The sequence below is a fragment of the Stenotrophomonas sp. STEN054 genome, from assembly GCF_056854535.1.
In genome coordinates this window covers 43,835-61,651 of the sequence record NZ_JBXFWG010000025.1, presented here as the reverse complement: position 1 = coordinate 61,651, position 17,817 = coordinate 43,835, and the positions used below count along the sequence as shown (strand labels likewise).

14 protein-coding genes, 1 tRNA gene and 1 pseudogene are annotated in these 17,817 nt (G+C 61.2%); 1 reads left to right on the top strand and 15 read right to left on the bottom strand.

Annotation, left to right across the window (positions count from 1 at the left end):
- Positions 1-318: 318 nt before the first annotated feature.
- The 9 genes from AC1VXD_RS11825 to AC1VXD_RS11785 all read right to left on the bottom strand — a co-directional run bounded on the left by AC1VXD_RS11825 (position 319) and on the right by AC1VXD_RS11785 (position 5,396).
- Positions 319-678 carry a hypothetical protein gene (locus AC1VXD_RS11825; RefSeq protein ID WP_482992193.1) on the bottom strand — a complete coding sequence of 120 codons (360 nt, stop codon included), beginning with the start codon at positions 676-678 and terminating at the stop codon, positions 319-321.
- Positions 675-1,373 (bottom strand): RHS repeat-associated core domain-containing protein, encoded by a 699-nt coding sequence (locus tag AC1VXD_RS11820; RefSeq protein WP_482992192.1) that lies wholly within the window; start codon positions 1,371-1,373, stop codon positions 675-677. Before AC1VXD_RS11820 ends, AC1VXD_RS11825 begins: the two co-directional genes overlap by 4 nt.
- A gap of 233 nt (positions 1,374-1,606) precedes the next feature.
- A complete protein-coding gene (locus tag AC1VXD_RS11815; RefSeq protein WP_482992191.1) occupies positions 1,607-2,269 on the bottom strand; it encodes a hypothetical protein in 663 nt (220 codons plus the stop codon).
- A 97-nt stretch (positions 2,270-2,366) separates the two neighbouring features.
- Complete coding sequence (locus AC1VXD_RS11810) at positions 2,367-2,801, bottom strand: hypothetical protein (RefSeq protein WP_482992190.1); 435 nt, start codon at positions 2,799-2,801, stop codon at positions 2,367-2,369.
- A gap of 15 nt (positions 2,802-2,816) precedes the next feature.
- Positions 2,817-3,206: an Arm DNA-binding domain-containing protein gene (locus AC1VXD_RS11805; RefSeq protein ID WP_482992189.1), complete on the bottom strand. Its 390-nt coding sequence runs from the start codon at positions 3,204-3,206 to the stop codon at positions 2,817-2,819.
- A 162-nt stretch (positions 3,207-3,368) separates the two neighbouring features.
- Positions 3,369-3,740, bottom strand: a complete 372-nt coding sequence (locus tag AC1VXD_RS11800; RefSeq protein WP_482992188.1) for a DUF7668 domain-containing protein — start codon at positions 3,738-3,740, stop codon at positions 3,369-3,371.
- 2 nt (positions 3,741-3,742) lie between these two features.
- Positions 3,743-3,865, bottom strand: a complete 123-nt coding sequence (locus AC1VXD_RS11795; RefSeq protein WP_482992197.1) for an HNH endonuclease — start codon at positions 3,863-3,865, stop codon at positions 3,743-3,745.
- A gap of 95 nt (positions 3,866-3,960) precedes the next feature.
- A complete protein-coding gene (locus AC1VXD_RS11790) occupies positions 3,961-4,710 on the bottom strand; it encodes an RHS repeat-associated core domain-containing protein (RefSeq protein WP_482992187.1) in 750 nt (249 codons plus the stop codon).
- Positions 4,707-5,396, bottom strand: coding sequence for a hypothetical protein (locus AC1VXD_RS11785; RefSeq protein ID WP_482992186.1), 690 nt, complete (start codon positions 5,394-5,396; stop codon positions 4,707-4,709). Before AC1VXD_RS11785 ends, AC1VXD_RS11790 begins: the two co-directional genes overlap by 4 nt.
- A 72-nt stretch (positions 5,397-5,468) precedes the next feature.
- Here AC1VXD_RS11785 and AC1VXD_RS11780 point away from each other — a divergent pair.
- Positions 5,469-5,989: pseudogene (locus AC1VXD_RS11780) on the top strand (transposase); the annotation flags it as partial.
- A gap of 125 nt (positions 5,990-6,114) precedes the next feature.
- Here the strand turns inward: AC1VXD_RS11780 and AC1VXD_RS11775 are convergent.
- From AC1VXD_RS11775 to AC1VXD_RS11750, 6 genes are all read right to left on the bottom strand, one after another.
- The gene (locus AC1VXD_RS11775; RefSeq protein WP_482992185.1) at positions 6,115-6,654 is read right to left on the bottom strand and encodes a hypothetical protein; all 540 of its coding nucleotides are present in this window, start codon (positions 6,652-6,654) and stop codon (positions 6,115-6,117) included.
- Entirely contained in the window at positions 6,632-7,579 is a 948-nt protein-coding gene (locus AC1VXD_RS11770) for an RHS repeat-associated core domain-containing protein (RefSeq protein ID WP_482992184.1), read from the bottom strand. The genes AC1VXD_RS11775 and AC1VXD_RS11770 overlap by 23 nt, the downstream gene beginning before the upstream one ends.
- A complete protein-coding gene (locus AC1VXD_RS11765) occupies positions 7,576-12,834 on the bottom strand; it encodes an RHS repeat protein (RefSeq protein ID WP_482992183.1) in 5,259 nt (1,752 codons plus the stop codon). Before AC1VXD_RS11765 ends, AC1VXD_RS11770 begins: the two co-directional genes overlap by 4 nt.
- Before the next feature lie 610 nt (positions 12,835-13,444).
- Positions 13,445-13,520: transfer RNA gene (locus AC1VXD_RS11760), tRNA-Thr, on the bottom strand.
- A gap of 36 nt (positions 13,521-13,556) precedes the next feature.
- The gene (locus AC1VXD_RS11755; RefSeq protein WP_482992182.1) at positions 13,557-14,561 is read right to left on the bottom strand and encodes a 2-hydroxyacid dehydrogenase; all 1,005 of its coding nucleotides are present in this window, start codon (positions 14,559-14,561) and stop codon (positions 13,557-13,559) included.
- Positions 14,562-14,635: 74 nt separating this feature from the next.
- Positions 14,636-17,530 (bottom strand): autotransporter domain-containing protein, encoded by a 2,895-nt coding sequence (locus AC1VXD_RS11750; RefSeq protein ID WP_482992181.1) that lies wholly within the window; start codon positions 17,528-17,530, stop codon positions 14,636-14,638.
- Positions 17,531-17,817: the final 287 nt, after the last annotated feature.

Sequence of the window (17,817 nt, the reverse complement as noted above, 5' to 3'; positions counted from 1 at the left end):
TCGGACCGCCTCGATCTTGAACTCATCGGTGTACCGCTTCGTGCTCATAATCACCTCCGCCTAAGCCATAGTTTATGGCTGCGAGGTGTCTACGGAACCCTGGGCGATTCACAGTACAGTCCGGTGATCTGCCTTCATCCCTGAATCACTCCCACGAGAATCTTGAAAAAAGCTTACTGGCGGTACTACTCAACCGGCTTCTGATACGCCGTCACCTGATCAACCGACAGGGACACCCCCAACTGCGGGTCAATGTGCCGCTGCCTTAGTCGACCAGCGGGGCGGAAATTACCCATAACGATGCCACCATCCATAGATTCAGGCCGCCAGCACGTCGACGACTGGAAACGCGAAGAATTTAAGATAGGGTGCTGGATCAATGCTGAAATCAGCCGACTCCACCCTCCAATCGTTTGGGCAACCCAAGAAAATCGCACCTCGGCGACCGTACAATTCATCGCGCAGCAGACGATCAAGGCCATCCATATCTGCATCAGCGATAAATCGCTTAATAATATGCCTTTCCTGCGCAATAATATTGATCACGAAGTAGACTCTATCCTGCAAGGGTTTGCTGAAATCCGCCTCCACACAGATTGCGTAGAAGTATCGACCACCATCTTCCATGACTTGCTGCAACTCACCGTCGTACCATTCCACAATCAAGTCGATCTTCATTTGTAAACCTCATTGAACTTTTGAGCCACTTTCTCCGTTACTGGCTTGGGAAGTTCCACAGTATGGTGGTTCGGATTGTTCCCGGTTTGAGGTGTATTGAACGCACCCTTTGCCTCCGTCTGATCGGCAACCCGGTGTTTCATTCTGTCTGCCGCACCCACCCTCTCCTGCGCTTTGACCGAAACCCCATGGGGGAACCCGGCCTTCTCCGCCTTGACGGCTTGAGCTGCAAGCGACTCAGCGCTTTCTGCGCCCTTTCCAAATCGGACAAAGAACCCTGCCGCCTTAACCCCGCTCTTTCCACCCGGGGCACGGGACATCACCGCGCCCACAATCATGCCCTTGAAGTCGCCATTCAAGGCGTCTGCAACAGTCCCCAACGGGCTTCCGATCGTGTTCAGGACCCGACTTGGCTCCCCTTTCCACGCCTGTTCAAACTCAGCCTCCGTCATGCACGCCCCCGTGCTTGTATAGCAGCGGCCGTCAGGGTCCTTGAACCTGTAAGGGTTGCTCGCAGCGTAACGATAGTGGTTGAACATCCCGACAGGATTCTCATAAGCCGTCACCGGATCCACCGACAGGAACACGCCCAATTGTGGATCCATGTACCGCTGCTGCATGTAGCTCAGGCCGGTTGCCGCATCACTCACATGCCCGGTGTACCCCGGCCCATCGGTGACCTGACCACCCACCACGGCGCCATAGGGCTCTTAGTCATAACGCTTGATTACATTACCACTGGCATCGGTCTCGGCCACAACCGAGCCCAACGGGTCCGTGTGAAAGTAGGTGACTGTCTGGGCACTGACATTGGAGACCTGGCCCAATGCCAGCAATACCAGTGCCCAAGCCCACCACGCCCTCCTGGCAGCCCAACCACCACGCAGTCGGGTAACCAAGCCTGCCACGCCTGCTGCACCATGTTCCTTCATTGGTTGTCTCCGATGACCAGTTGCTGGACGGAAGGGGGATTCGACCAAGCCGAACAGCCGGCCGCGTTGCACGCCCTCACCTGGTGCGAGGTGGCGCAGTAGTTCTGGTTACTGGAGCTGACGCTGGTCAACGGCCCGCTGTAAGCGGTGACGCTTCCATCCTTGAGCAGTTCATAAGTCGCCGCACCGGGTAGGGCACTCCACCTGACAGTGCACTGGATGCGTATCGGGCGCGTTGCGGTCTGGTACTTGGTATTAAAGGTGATACTCGGCGTGCCGGGCGGCAGGGTGACCCGCGTGGATACCTCGTTGGAGTAGCCACTGCAACCTGCTGCATTGCAGGCCAGGACCCGATAGGCGTAATTGCCGTCGGCGCCTTGACTGACGTTGCGCTGGGTCGAGCCGTCCCGCTGTATCTCACCCCAGCCACCGCCGTTGGCACTCTGCTCCAGCCGGTACTCCGTCGCCAGGGGCACTCCATTCCAGCTGACGGTGAAATTGCCGGTACTGATGGCCTGTGGGGCACTGACAACGGTTGAGGGCGGGGGCTGCAGCGAAGCGACCGATACAGTGTTCGAGTAGACAGTACTCCACCCAGCGTCGTTGCCGGCACGAACGCGGTAGCTGTAGTTTCCTGACGGCTTGCCCGAGAACGACAAGCTGCTGGACGCCAGCCGGAGACAGCAATCGAACCTGCGACCTACGCCACAACGACTCAGCTATCGAACGGCGGTACTAGGCATTCAGCGGGCAGACTCAACACCTCTCATCGTCAGCGGGCGAGCGGGAGAAGAAGACTGGATCGCCTTCTTGAGCAAAAATTTCCGAAACTATCAGCGGATCACTCTTGGAAAGGTCATACGGGCAGAACACTTCTGCGCAATACCCATCCCGATGCTCCAAGAACACCTTAACCGCATCGAGACCAGAGTCATCATTCTGCGGCAACCACACATTGGAAGCTATGCCGTATGCGGTCGCACAATCCTTCCGCTCCTGCAGCGCCACCTGAAGCATCCTCATCCGACCTGCGGCGCCTCCACCATTCATCTTGACGCCTGTATGCACCATATCTCCAGTAAAGGCAAGGTAAACTCCAAATGGGTGAAACTCACCATGCTCTACAAGCATCTTTCTGGCGAAATTCAAAATGTCTTCGAGTATTCTCTCGACTTGTTCTTTGGGCGTCATCTTTTAGGTCCTAAGTCATCTCGTCGAACAATTGTTGACTGCCGTTCTGCGGTCTGGGTACTGACGACCGCCCTTGAGTTCGGTGACGGCCCAAGGCTCGAAATGCTCGTTGAGCAGTGTTTCGAGCGTGCAGCTAGTGGGCTTGGACTTTGCGAGTGCCGGCAATCCGGACTGAACGTATTCAGCGACCGCTTGCCGGGCTTGGTCACGAGCCTGATCAAGCGCCAGATGTTCGACCGACCCCAAGGTGCGACGCTTACCGTGCGCCCAGGTCACGATCCAATCCTTATGCCCTGAAGGCTGCACACGCAGGATCAGGCCGCGAACCTGAGCGTCCCTAAGCTCATAGGGGCGATCACGGGGTTCTGCTGTGAGAACGATGCGCTTGGTGAGGGCGGATGACATTGGGCGGAGCGTCCGTAAGTGGCGATAAGGCCAACTTAGGACAGGATGCAAGGCCATGTTTGGATGCGGATCGTCCGCAGTGCACAGCCCCGCCCCATGTAGCCGCCAATTAAGTCACCACTTAATTTGAAAACCGATGAAATTCGAACAGACCTTCAGGTTCTACGGCACGTATACCAAAATCACCTCGTATCGATACCCATCACCAACTTCGTACACGTGAGCCTGAAGTACTAGATCACTCCGCCCCTCTTCTTCTGTGTAAAGATCAACCAGAACATTCCAAAAATCTCCATACCAGATGCAGACGGAAGAGTTCCAGGAATCATCTGGCAGCCTTTTCAAGTGTGCGCCATACGCGCGAATGTTCTCTAGCGCGCTTGCCCACACATCTGGGGCCTGAAGGGTTATCTGCGGTAGCGATGGTTCGCCACCTTGAATCAGAGCATCAACGATGGCTGCGAGCGTGGGCCGCCAAGCTTGCGGCACCGCAGTCTCGTTCTCACCATCTTTAGCTATGATCGTCTCATTCATTGCTAATCTCTCCCGTGCAATTGCTTGTGGCAGTCCAAACAGACCTCGGCATGATTGGAGGAAGTTGTAGGACCACCGTCGGCGTGTCGCTCGATATGATGCCCGGCGGAATTACTCCGATCAATTTACGTCCCGCAGCCCGTCGCGCACTTTCCACCTTGTTCAGCTCGCTTGGATTCTCGTGCGGAATCAGTGAACAACCGCTGCGGGTCTCGTTGTGCTACTGGAACTGCCCCCGGGCCCGTGGGTGGCTTTGGAAGATTTCCAACCATCTTGCCCGCGTCGCCGAGCTTTTCAGCTGTGCGCGCACCGTCAACAGCCTTCTCAAGTCCCCTGGCTGCCTTGATTGCCGTACCCGCGCCTCCGGGAACAAAGGGCACTGCAGCTGCCGTCGCATCAATCGCCACGCCGATTGAGTCGACAATACCTGCCCCACATTACCTTGGCTAAAGTTCGAGTAGGCACTGGTCGCGCCCATCGCAATGTTCGCAACGTCCCATACGGTCTCGACAATGCGTCCATCAGGATCAATGAACTTGTACGGATTCCCGTTCGCATACCGATACCGATTGAACTGACCCACCGGCTGCTCATACGCCGTCAACGGATCCACCGACAGGAACACCCCCAGCTGCGGATCCATGTAACGCTGCTGCATGTAGCTCAGCCCAGTAGCCGCATCACTCACATGCCCGGTGTACCCCGGCCCATCCGTGACCTGACCACCCACCACGGCTCCGTAGGGCTCGTAGTCATAACGCTTGATTACATTACCACTGGCATCGGTCTCGGCCACAACCGAGCCCAACGGGTCCGTGTGAAAGTAGGTGACCGTCTGGGCACTGACATTGGAGACCTGGCCCAATGCAAGCAATAGCAGTGCCCAAGCCCACCACACCTTCCTGGCAGCCCACCCACCACGCAGTCGGGTAACCAAGCCTGCCACGCCTGCTGCACCATGTTCCTTCATTGGTTGTCTCCGATGACCAGTTGCTGGACGGAAGGGGGATTCGACCAAGCCGAACAGCCGGCCGCGTTGCACGCCCTCACCTGGTGCGAGGTGGCGCAATAGTTCTGGTTACTGGAGCTGACGTTCGTCAGCGGCCCGCTATAGGCGGTGACACTTCCATCCTTGAGCAGTTCATAGGTTGCCGCACCAGGAACGGCACTCCAGCTGACAGTGCACTGGATGCGTATCGGGCGGGTTGCGGTCTGGTACTTAGTGTTGAAGGTGATACTCGGCGTGCCGGGCGGCAGCGTGACCCGCGTGGATACCTCGTTGGAATAGCCACTGCAACCTGCTGCATTGCAGGCCAGGACCCGATAGGCGTAAGTACCGTCGGCGCCTTGGCTGATGCTTCGCTGGGTCGAGCCGTCCCGCTGTATCTCACCCCAGCCACCGCCGTTGGCACTCTGCTCCAGCCGGTACTCCGTCGCCAAGGGCACTCCATTCCAGCTGACAGTGAAATTGCCGGTACTGCTGGCCTGTGGGGCACTGACAACGGTTGAGGAAGGCGGCTGCAGCGAAGCGACCGATACGGTGTTCGAGTAGACAGCACTCCACCCAGCGTCGTTGCCGGCACGAACCCGGTAACTGTAGTTTCCTGTCGGCTTGCCCGAGAACGACAAGCTGCTGGACGCCAGTTCGCTGTGCACGCTCCAGCTTCCACCATTCGGCAGCTCCTCGACGCTGTATTTATTCGCACTCGCAACGGTCGACCACGTGACAGCACAAAGGCCGTAGCCGAGCTCTACCAGGAGCGCTGGGAAATCGAACTGGGCTTCCGCGATCTTAAAAGCTCGATGCAGCGAAATGCAGTGACAACCACACCCTGTTCGTGCGCGACGACGAAGTGTGCGCGGCGTGGGCCTGGATCGACAGCGTGGCCGATGCCTGGAAGGCCGCCAACCTGCTGCGCAGCAAGACCATCCAGCTGGTGTATCAGGAAGTCTGGAGCCTGCTGCTGGCGTACAATATCATCCGCCGCGAGGCGAGCCAAGCGGCGGTTGCCTACGGCCGCGCGCCCTCGGAAATACGCTTCAAACCTGCCTGCCACTACATTGCGGCACAGCTGATCGTGATGGCTGCGGCGCAACCGGCATCGGCTACCGGGAGGCGCTTGTCCCAACTGCGGTCAGGAGTTGCCAGCCTATTCCTGGAACACCGTCCCCGGCCGACAACGCCGAGGACGGTGAAGATTTCCAAGACGCGCTATCCGGTAGATCGCAAGGCTGCACCGCTTAAGTGAACAGCATTACGACCAAGGCCGGGCCTTTTCTACAACTGGTGACGGAAACAGGAGTCGAACGTGCGACCTACGCATTGTCGAGCGGCAGACATGACTGAGACGATTGGGCATACCCAGTGAAAGAGTCAGCCCACCTCTTCAATCGATACGTAGACGTAGTCATTTGCCGGAAATTGCCACGACCAGGGGGCTACATCTCCTGGCAAAGTCAAGAGCAGTGCACCCGGCACGTCCACCGCAACGACTGAGAGGATACGGTCATCAGAGAAGTGCAGGCGAATACCAGAGTCAACGAGCAATCCAGCACCTTGCCAACGAACGACTTCAACAGACGTAACGTCAAGTGCTTCCGAAAGCTCTAGAGTGACCCACTCACATGCCGATTCAGTCAGAGCACTCGACAAGATCTCAACATTAATGGTTCCAAATTCGTCCCATCCTTGAACAACGGTACTGGACGATGTCACTTCAAGAGACACATTGGAGTCAAAGCTAAAGACTACTTGCCAAGCTAGGTTCGCTGTCTGCGTAGCGGGAAACCTGCAAGCCAGAAGCCGACGCCCTTGGAGCAGCTGAGCCACTTCACTCGGCTTCGCACCATTCCACTGCATCGGCAAATAACGCGTGCCGTCCGGAAGTACTTCAATCGTAGTGTAGGGTTTCATGTGGCTTGTCACCATTTGCAGGAATATCGATACTTTTGCCGCCCGAGCTATTGGTCTCGCGACCAAACACGCCATTCGCTCCGATCTGCGCCCCAGGAGGAGCGCTATCCCCGCGAACTGCGGGCCTGGTATCGCCTGCAAGGGTCTTGAGATCCTCGTCGTAGTTGCCTGTACCCCCGGACTCCGGCCTCAGATTTCCGCTAGTGTGGCGGGTACCATTCCTATTTGGTCCTGCCAATGGGCTACTCTGATCACCCACGAGATCAACGGGGAGGGCCGGAGAACTGGAACCGCCATCACCAGCTCCTGCTGCGTCTGAGCCGCCTGCCTCATTCTTCTGAAATAGACCTTTTACCCCTTGTATGAGGGCTTCGCCCGCCTTCTCACGCTGCTGAGGAGTAGTCATCGCATAGTAGCCTGTCGCGACGAATATGGGTATCAACACGAAAGGCGCCGCGAGCGTTGCACTGCGCCCATCCGGATCCGTGAACTTGTACGGATTCCCGTTCGCATACCGATACCGGTTGAATTGCCCAACCGGCTGGTCATACGCCGTGACCGGGTCCACCGACAGGAACATCCCAAGCTGCGGATCCATGTAGCGCTGCTGCATGTAGCTCAGGCCGGTTGCCGCATCACTCACATGCCCGGTGTACCCCGGCCCATCGGTGACCTGACCACCCACCACGGCTCCATAGGGCTCGTAGTCATAACGCTTGATCACATTACCACTGGCATCGGTCTCGGCCACAACCGAGCCCAACGGGTCCGTGTGAAAGTAGGTGACCGTCTGGGCACTGACATTGGAGACCTGGCCCAATGCAAGCAATACCAGTGCCCAAGCCCACCACACCTTCCTGGCAGCCCACCCATCACGCAGTCGGGTCACAAAGCCTGCCACGCCTGCTGCACCATGCTCCTTCATTGGTTATCTCCGATGACCAGTTGCTGGACGGAAGGGGGATTCGACCAAGCCGAACAACCGGCCGCGTTGCACGCCCTCACCTGGTGCGAGGTGGCGCAGTAGTTCTGGTTACTGGAGCTGACGCTGGTCAACGGCCCGCTGTAAGCGGTGACGCTTCCATCCTTGAGCAGTTCATAGGTCGCCGCACCGGGAACGGCACTCCAGCTGACAGTGCATTGGATGCGTATCGGGCGGGTTGCGGTCTGGTACTTGGTATTGAAGGTGATGCTCGGCGTGCCAGGTGGCAGCGTGACCCGCGTGGATACCTCGTTGGAATAGCCACTGCAACCTGCTGCATTGCAGGCCAGGACACGGTAGGCGTAATTACCGTCGGCGCCTTGGCTGATGCTTCGCTGGGTCGAGCCGTCCCGCTGGATCTCACCCCAGCCACCGCCGTTGGCACTCTGCTCCAGCCGGTACTCCGTCGCCAGGGGCACTCCATTCCAGCTGACAGTGAAAGTGCCGGTACTGCTGGCCTGTGGGGCACTGACAACGGTTGAGGACGGGGGCTGCAGCGAAGCGACCGATACGGTGTTCGAGTAGACAGCACTCCACCCAGCGTTGTTGCCGGCACGAACGCGGTAGCTGTAGTTTCCTGTCGGCTTGCCCGAGAACGACAAGCTGCTGGACGCCACTTCGCTGTGCACGCTCCAGCTCCCACCATTCGGCAACTCCTCGACGCTGTACTTGTTCGCACCCGCCACGGTCGACCACGTGATGGTGTAGTTGCCATTCAATCCCGACGCAGGCGCAGACAGTGCCGGCGCGGTGCCCGGCGGCCATACGGACACCACCGAAGCAGTGGCGGAGAAGGCACCACAACCTGCGGCATTGCACGCCCGCGCACGGTACGCGTAACTGCCAGCAGGCCGCCCTGAATACTGCATGGAATTGAGCGTCGTCGTCGGAGTGACGGCAAGCCAGTTACTGCTGCCCACGCGCTCCTGCAGTTCATACCTGCTGGCACCCACGACATTGGACCAGCTGACCGTGTAACTGCCATTGGCTGCCTGCGCAGGCGCCGAAACCGACGGTGCCTGCGCGGGCGGAAGCTGCACGACCGTGCTGGCAATGGCACTCCAGGCGCTGCAGTTGGTAGTGGCCATGCACGCCCGCACACGGTAGCCGTAAGTTCCCGCCGCCTTGCCACTGGTCGCCCAGCTCACTCCTGCACCGGCCTGTACACCGGCCCACCCACCGCCGTTGAGCCGTTCCTGCAGCTCGTAGCGTCTGGCCGCGGCAACGGCATTCCAGCTCACCGTGTAGTTGCCTGTATTGCTGAACGCCGGAGCGTTCACAGTCGGTACAACCGGGGCGACAGTGTTCTCGACCTTGGCCAACAGACTGCCATTGAGGTGAACGTACTCGCTGTTCGTCCCGAGGCGTGCATCGTCCTGCCGACGAAGAACACCATCCTGACCATACATCGACCGGATCGTCAGGCCTGCCGCATTGGTCGACGCCACACGGCGACCATGCGCATCGTAGCGGTAGCTATCAATGCCCTGCACCGAGCGAAGACGGTTACCAAAATCAAAATTGAATACCTGCCCGTTCTTTGCGCTCAGATTGCCCTGCGGGCCGTAGCTCAAGCCCATGACCGTTGCACCAGCGTTGTTCTGAACGTTGCTCATGCGATTGCGTGCGTCGTACCAGTAATTGTGTTCCTTTATGCCCGCAAGTTTTGCCGAGCGCAGGTTATCGAGCACGTCGTAGGTGTAACGCATGCTGCCGTCACCGCCGAACACCGGCGAGTCGGTCTGCACCAACCTATCCAACCCGTCATAGCGCATGTCGCGGTGTCGACCGGCGTTCACACCGTCCTCAATGCGCGACACGTTTCCGGCAGGATCGTACGACGTGCGGTAGTCGAGCACGCCGCCATCGCTCATATGTGCCGGAAGCTGCCGAGCATTCTGCGACATGGTGTGGACAACACCATTGCCATAGGTGAACTGACGCATGCCCCCATTGGGGTAGTAGCTGATGCCTGTGGCATAGCCTGCGGCACGTGATGGCTGGCCCAAAGCATTGGGCGCATAGTCGATACTCAGGCCACTGGGGTACAACACGCTGGCCATTGCGCCGTTGGCATCGTAGCCGTAGCCCAGCGTCCAAGTGGCAGAGCCGGTCTGCGACGCAGATTCGCCCGTGAGCAGGCGCCGACGGTTGTAGCTGTAGGCATTTATCGCCTGGCTGGCGCCACCATCATTGCTGGTGACCACCTGGGACGGCTTACCGTCATTGAAATAGCTCCACGTCTGGTTGCCATTGCCGTCCGGGAAGGTCAGCGTCTTCAACCGATTGCGCGCATCGTAGGTGCGATCTGCGCGACGCCCGGAATCGATGGCCGCCTGCGAATCGCAACTCGACGTACTGGGCAGTTCAAGGCCGGAGGCAGTCCAGCTGATATTGCCTGCGCCGTCATAGCCGGTAGCGGTGGCGCCGGTTTCCGGTTCGACGGTTTTGCATAGCTGCTGATGGCCGTCATAGACATAGCCGCGGGTCACCGTCAGCGTGGCATCCGCGTTGCGTCGACGGATGGTTGTCGGCTTGCCGAACAGGTCCCGACTGATCTCGGTGTAGGCCCCCTCCGGGTGCTGGATCCAGACCGGGACATCGTAGTTGGGCTGGTCAAACACCTGATAGCCGGAAAGTGTGGCCTGGCCACGCGGGTTGGTTGTTCGCGTCTGATTGCCTGGCAGGTACTGGGAAACCGTGCTCAGCAAGCCCAGCTCACTGTCCTGGGATACCGACGTCACCCGCCCCAGGGCGTCGAAGACACTCCACGTCCCTGTGGAAAGCGAGGCGCTGGCGCCCGGATATGAGGCAAAGACCTGCCGCCCCTCCTCATCGTACGCAAAGCGGTGGAAGCGCTGCGTTCCTGCAACATCAGCCGTGTCGTATTCACGGGTGACCAATGGCCGCCACAAGGCGTCCAGGTAGGTCTCTCGCCGCGCATTGCCTGTGGCAACGGTCTGCCGCCAATGGCCGGGCCCGAGACCATACTCGTCGCTACCTACCTGGGCGAAGGTCTGGGTCGTGACATTCCAATTGACCGAATCGGCGGCCGGATAGGTGATGCTGGAGATTCGACCCATCGGATCGTAGCCATACTGCGTGGAGAATCCGTTTTCATCAGTGACTGCTCTGATCCATCCGTTATCGTCTACGACGGCCGAAAGCACTTGCCCATCGGGCCAGGTAATCGACTGTGGACTCCCACGCTTCCAGCTGGCCAAGGTGGTGGTGTTGTCATTGCCATCCTTGATGGTGGCAACGGTGCCGTCGGCATGGTAGGTAAGCGACTGCTGCAATTTTCCAAACGCCCACGACTGCGACGGCATGGCATTGGCATCGTAGCTGGTCTGGGAGACCACGGCTCCTGTATTGACGTTGGTTACCGTGCCAACCTGCCCCAGCAGCCAGCGACCGGGGTCATCGTAGTACTGCGTTGCATCGGTACGAGAATGCCAGGGACTTGCCTTGGTGATGCGCGTGGGTCGAGCGTAGACGTCGAAGGCGTCGGTGTTGGATCGGTAATCGGTACCGTCCTGCGTCACCGTGGTACTTGCCATCGGCCTTACCTTCAAGGTGCCGATGTCATCGCCGCCGATGCTCAATCCGTAGCTGGGGTGGAAGGGCTGACCGGCCAACTGTGCGTCCGTCATGAGTTCAGAGCGAGTCGAAGACAGCAGGTTCCCACCCGCATCGTAGGTTCTGGACCCCATCAACTGCCCATCATTCCACGCGTACAGGAAGCCGTAGTCGTAGATGATCCTGGAGCCATCAGGCCTGTTGAACGTGTTCGCCTTGCTGGTCGGACAGGTCTGGCAAGGGTAGGCAACAGGCTGGCCGGTTCCCCACAGTGGCTGGGGATCGCGCGTGTACGACCAGGTCCACCGCAGCGGTTGTGCGATGCCTGGACCGGTGATCTCCTTGGCAACCAGAGACATTACGTCGAACCGATTGGGAGTGCGCAGTACGTAGTAAAGCTCCTGACCGTTCACTTTGCGTACGCATTCGCTGCGCTGCACACCCGATCGGTAGTGCCGGAGATTGGTGAAGCTGAACCTTCCAAGCGCACCCGAGGGATGCCGGGACGTAACCTCGTAGCTGGCCGGCAACGGATCTGCGCCGCCGGCGCACGTAATGCCTGCATCGCCGTCCCAGAAGTCAAACCCTGGCTTTAGATTTCCCGAATAGCCGTACTGCCACATGGCGCCATCAGGCAGCGTTACCGAGGCAAGGTTTCCCGCCCCGTCATACGCGTAGGTCCACGTCCGGCCGTTGGTGGAGGCGGTGGTCAGACGATCGTTCTGATACACCAGATCAATCCTCCGAATCTCGCCATTTCGATCCTCGGCCACGATGGAGGTTGGGTTGCCGCGTGCGTTGTAGCCGTAGCTCAACGTATTCCCGAACCGGTCCGTTACCTTGGTGGCAAGCAGGAACATCCGGGTACGGGCAATGGTCACCGGAAGGTTCATGGGGCCCCGCGACTGGCGCATGGTTCCGGCGGGTCGGCCTACCGCGTAGTTGAATTCAAAACGACGACCATCTGTCGTCTGCATTGCAAAGCCTTCGCCAACCATGCCCGCCTGCATGGGTATGCAGCTGAACGCATCGCGCTCGCGACTGGTCCATTTTCGGGCGACGCCATCACTGGGAAGCGGCACGCCTGCTTCAGCCAGCAACATGGGGCGATCCCCCTCCCCCGGCAGGTGAATGCTCACGCCCTGGAAGATGTCGAAAATGCTGATCGAACCGCTGAAAGAAATGACGGGAGAAACCGCAACCGAACACCGCATATCGGTCAGCCCGCCGCTGGAGTCCAATCCCCGCCAACCCACGGCGCTGTCGAACGTCGCGGAGAGATGAGGTACATCAAGATCCCAGTTGCCGAGTCCTGCCAGCTTCGGCGCGGCAATAGGCTCACCCGGGCCAACGGGTGTCAGCTCCACCGATAACCGTCGGCCCAATCGAACCGGCATACCTGAACCGGCAAGCTCGATGTCGGTGATGGAGAAGTCCGTTGCTCCGTTGTAGACGCTGACACTGTCCCCCATCAGCTCGCTCTTGAGCGCGGTCAGCGTCTGCGCCGCTTCGATACGCTTGCTGTACTCCTGATAGGGCTCTGCAGCCTTGGATTCATGCGCCAGACCGCAGAAACCGGCGCCGATCAGTATGAATCTGAAACCCCGAAGTGCGTGCATTATTCTTCCTTGTTGATTGCAGACCAGGCCACTTCATTCGCGAATTGAAGAGAAGCAACTTGCCGGACGTCCAAGCCAGATGTATCAATTCCCGACTGTGACTTACGCAGGTAATGATTACCTTCGTTGATAGCACGATTATTGATCACGTCACCAAACGGGCCTTATTGATGCCAAAACCGTCATTGCGAGTCGCACCAGGACCGCCATATCTGCAATGCATCACCGCTGCTGCGCAAATGGCGCGAACCAGGCCGGCCCTGGGGCTATTGCGGCAGCCGGTGTTTGAATGTGATTTGGACGCTCTGTGAAGCGCGTCGATACACCGCATGCAGTTCCCCTGACCTGCGCATCTTTTCAATCCTTGAAAGAGCCTTGAAGCAAGGCTGGGTATTCATAGCACAGGAATGGCCGGGTGCGGTTTCCAGGTCAGGAACAGGGCGCGGCAGTCAGTGCCTGGGAAGCCGGGGGTGAGTAGGCCGCGAGATTCGGAAGCTGGGGACTGCCAGCCGTGGGCTGGCACTACGGGTTGCCGGCATTCCGCCGGGCATGGCCCGGCGCTACCAGAGCACAAAAAAGCCCCGACCTGGGTCGGGGCTTTTCATGCAACTGGTGCCGGAAACAGGAGTCGAACCTGCGACCTACGCATTACGAATGCGCCGCTCTACCAACTGAGCTATTCCGGCTGAGCAGGCGATTTTACGGGCAGCCCACCCCGCTGGTCAATCCGCCCCTACCCGGTTGGCACATGCCCGCCCGGCGGCGAAATCGGCCAGGTTGCCCAGGGTGATGGCCGAGATCTCCTGCAGCGCCTCCACGGTGAAGAAGCCCTGGTGGCCGGTCACCAGCACGTTGGGGAAGGTCATCAGGCGCTGGAAGGCCTCGTCGTCGATGATCTCGCCGGACAGATCCTGGAAGAACAGCGCGCTTTCCTGCTCGTAGACGTCGATGGCCAGGTGGCCCAGCCGGCGCGATTTCAGCGCGCGGATCACCGCGTGGGTATCCACCAGCTCGCCGCGCGAGGTGTTGACCAGCATCGCGCCAGGCTTCATCCGCGCCAGCGAGGCGTCGTTGATGAGGTGCTGGGTGTCCGGCGTCAGCGGGCAGTGCAGCGAAACGATGTCCGCACGCGCCAGCAGGTCGTCCAGCCCCACGCTCTCCCCCACCCCGTCGAAGTCCGGCGACGGGTACGGGTCATGGCCAAGCACGGTGCAGCCCATGCCACGGAAGATGCGCGCAGTCGCCAGGCCGATCTTGCCGGTGCCGACGATGCCCACGGTGCGCCCGTGCAGGGTGCGGCCCAGCAGGCCATCCAGCATGAAGTTGCCTTCGCGCACGCGGTTGTAGGCCCGGTGGGTGTGGCGGTTGAGGGTCATCACCAGCGCCAGCGCGTGTTCGGCCACGGCCTCGGGCGAATAGGCCGGCACGCGGGCGACGAACAGGCCCAGGCGCGCGGCCTCGGCCAGATCGACGTTGTTGAAGCCGGCGCAGCGCAGCAGCACGGCGCGCACGCCCTGTGCATGCAGCGCCTGCAGCACGGGGGCATCGAGGCGGTCGTTGACGAATACGCAGACGGCGGCGCAGTCCTGCGCGAGTGCCGCGGTGTGCACATCCAGTGCGGCGTCGAAATGAACGAACTGGAAGCCCTGCCCGGCGCCGTCGCGCGCGTTGGCTTCTTCCAGGAAGCGGCGGTCGTAGGGACGGGCGCTGAACACGGCAATCTGCATGGGCGGGCCTGCACGGGAATCCTGCGCAGACCATAGCGCACCGGCGGCGATGCTGCCGCCGGTGTGCCCTTTACTCAGAACGCGTAGCCGAGGCCCAGCATCACGCCGTTCTGCACCTGGCCGTCGCGGCGCTCACCCACGTAGTCGACCATCACCGACAAGCGGTCGCTGGCGCGGCTGGTGACGCCCAGGTTCCAGGCCAGCACCTGTTCGCCCAGGGTCTGGCTGCTGCTGCCGAACACCAGGTCCGGGGCGGCGGCGAAGCCGGTGCTGTAGCGGGCCTGGGTGTCGCCCAGTTCCTTCTGCCAGACCACGCGGGCGCGCGGGGTGATGCGCTCGCCGTTGTTGCCGTCGAAGGTCTTGAACAGCTGCAGGCCGGCACCGACGCGGATGCTTTCCAGGCTGTCGCCACGGCCGGCCAGTGCGCCGGCGCCCTGCCCTTCATTGAAGCGCGTGGCCGAGGTGCGCGCGTAATCCACCACCGGCAGCAGCGGCTGCACCACCAGGCCGTTGCCGGTGGTGAAGCTGAAGCCATGTTCCAGGCGCGCGGAGATCGCATCGTTGTTGTACTTGGCGCGCAGCGGATCGCCCAGGCCGTCGATGCCGGCGATGCCGCGACGGGTGTCGTGGCGCAGGTCGGTGTAACGCACGGCGGCAGACAGGTAGCGACGCGCATAGGTGGCATCGATGTAACCGCCGATATCCAGCGCGCGCACGTCACCGGTGAAGCCGGAGCCATCGCGGGCCTTGGTCGACATGTCAGCCGCCGCCACGCTCACGCCCAGGCTGACGCGGTCATCGGCCACGCGCGTATCGGCACCCAGCACGATGCCGCCCACGGTGTGGGTCAGGCCGGCCACGCCGCCGTCGCCATCGATGCGGCCATGGCTGCCGAAGCCGCGGCCCCAGAAGCCGTGGTTGCGCTCAGCGGGGCCATAGTTGACGCCGCTCGAACCGGCCACCGCCTGCGCGGCCGGCTCCACCAGGTGCATGGCCAGCTGGTTGAACAGGCTGCCGTTGGCCATGCCCGGCTGTGCCGACGCCGCCTGTGCCGCCTGCGCAGCCAGGCCGCCGGCATCGCCGCTGCCACTGCGCAGGCCGGCCTGGTGCTGGGTGACGACGTTGCCGATGCTGCCCAGCAGGGCGTTGTCGGCCAGGCGCAGGCTGGCGTGCGCGTCACCGCGCAGGGCACCGGCCTGCTGGGCGATGACATCGCGGTCGGCAAACTGCAGGGCGCCCAGCAGCGATTTCAGGCGCGCGTCCTGGCGATCCCCTGCGGCGGCCAGGGCGACGCCCAGGCTCTGGTTGCCGTTGCTGGCGGTCAGCTGTGCCAGCTGGTCGAAGCCCGGGTTGGCGGTCAGCGACAGGCCGTCTTCGCTCTGGTGGATGTTGAAGCTGAGCAGCGAGTTGTGGCGCGGACGGAAGACTTCGTTGTCGGTGATGCTGGCGCTGTAGCCGGTATCGCCCAGGCGGACGGCATCGGCGAAGCCATCCTCGTAGATCGGGCCGGTGACCAGTTCACGCTGGTAGTTGCCGGCGTAGAAGCCTTGGGCGACGTTCAATTCCAGGTGCGCACCCGGCGAGATCACCAGCGCGCCATCGTTCTGGCCGTCGTCGAAGAAGCTGCCCACGCGCAGGCGGCCAGCGGCACTGCCACCAGCTTCGGTGACATCGAACAGCACGTTGCCGCCCGGCATGATGTTGACGTAGCCGTGGGTGACCAGGTCGCCACCGCGCGGCATCAGCGTGCCGTACACGCGCAGTCGGTTGAAGCCGTCCTCGCGCAGCGACGGACCGGTGGCGTTGAGCAGTGCATCGGTGTCGGTTTCCAGCGAGGCGATGTCGCCATGGCCGACCACCAGGCCGCCGGCCATCACCCGCACTTCCGGTGCGCGCAGTGCGCCGCCTTCCAGGGCGAGGGTACCGCCGTCGACCAGCATGAAATCAGCACCCGTGGTGGCCGAGGTGCGCCAGGTGCCGCCCTTGGCAACGCGGATCACGCCGGCCGAGTTGGCCAGCGCGGAGGCATCCAGATCGGCCAGGCGCAGCTGGCCCTGCAGGAACGCCTGGTTGCCCGGATTGTTGAGGTAGTCCTGCAGCGAGAACTGGCCAACGCCATTCGGGCCGTTGGACGCGAGGTTGTAGAGGGTCACCGCATAGTTGATGTAGGTGGTCTCGTACTCGTCGTCGTTCCAGCGCGCGAAGTCATCATCCACCAGCGCCTGCAGCTTGCGTGCGGTGGCCATGTAGCCCGGGTTGATGTCACCGCTGACGTTGCCGGTGACGGTGAGGGTATCGCCCGGGTCGCGGTAGCCGGCCTCGGTGATGATGTTGTTGCTGCGGATGTCCTGGCCCGGGAAGAGCTGCAGGTTGCGGCCGCTGCCATCGGGGTCGAAGCTGACCGAAGTGCCATTGGTGCGCGACGGGTCGCGGAACACCAGCAGGCCGTTCGGCGCCACCACTTCATACATGGCCTTGTGCAGCAGGCCGGCATCCATGCCGCCGCCGTAGTTGCCGGTGTAGATCTGGGTCATGCGCGGCGACGGGCTGTAGGTGATGCGGCCGCCGCTGCTGGCGGCATGGATCTGCACCGAATCGACCACCGGCAGGTCGCCGGCCAGGTAACGGTTGACGCCGCCGGACTGCATGATCGAGCACGACGAAATGCAGTGGCCAGACACGATGGTGTCCAGGCCCTGGGTGCGGATGATGGCCTGCAGCCACTCACCGGCGATCAGCGCGCCACCGTTCGAGGTGCGCAGCACGACTTCGCGGATCGGGCGGCCTTCTTCCTGCGCCTTGGCCAGCAGCGCCGGCAGCGCGACGACATCAGCGAAGGTCACCCCGCCACTGAGAACGACGCGGTCGTCCTGCACGTGGTAGTTCATCGCCGCTGCGTCACCCATCGCGCCCAGCGTTGCCATACCCACCAGGCCGGCCAGGGCCAGGCTCAACTTCGAATGCTTCATTGCGGTCTCTCTCTCCAACCCGCACCACGCGGGACGAAAGCAGAACGCCGCAGCGCGCCGCACACCCCCAGTGCGTCGCACGCGAAAATCTGAACTCATTCATCCAGGCATGTCGCAAACGACACGCACTTCCCCCCGCGGTCTTCGTCTTGTAAAACTCGATGACGCGTTTGTCGTTCGAGGCCTTCCCCCTGTCCGCCCCCTCCCCCCTGCCCCAGCGCGCGCCGGACCCGGCCGGGGTTCCGGATGCCTTCATCACCTTCATCCGTGAGGAACGTGCGCCGCTG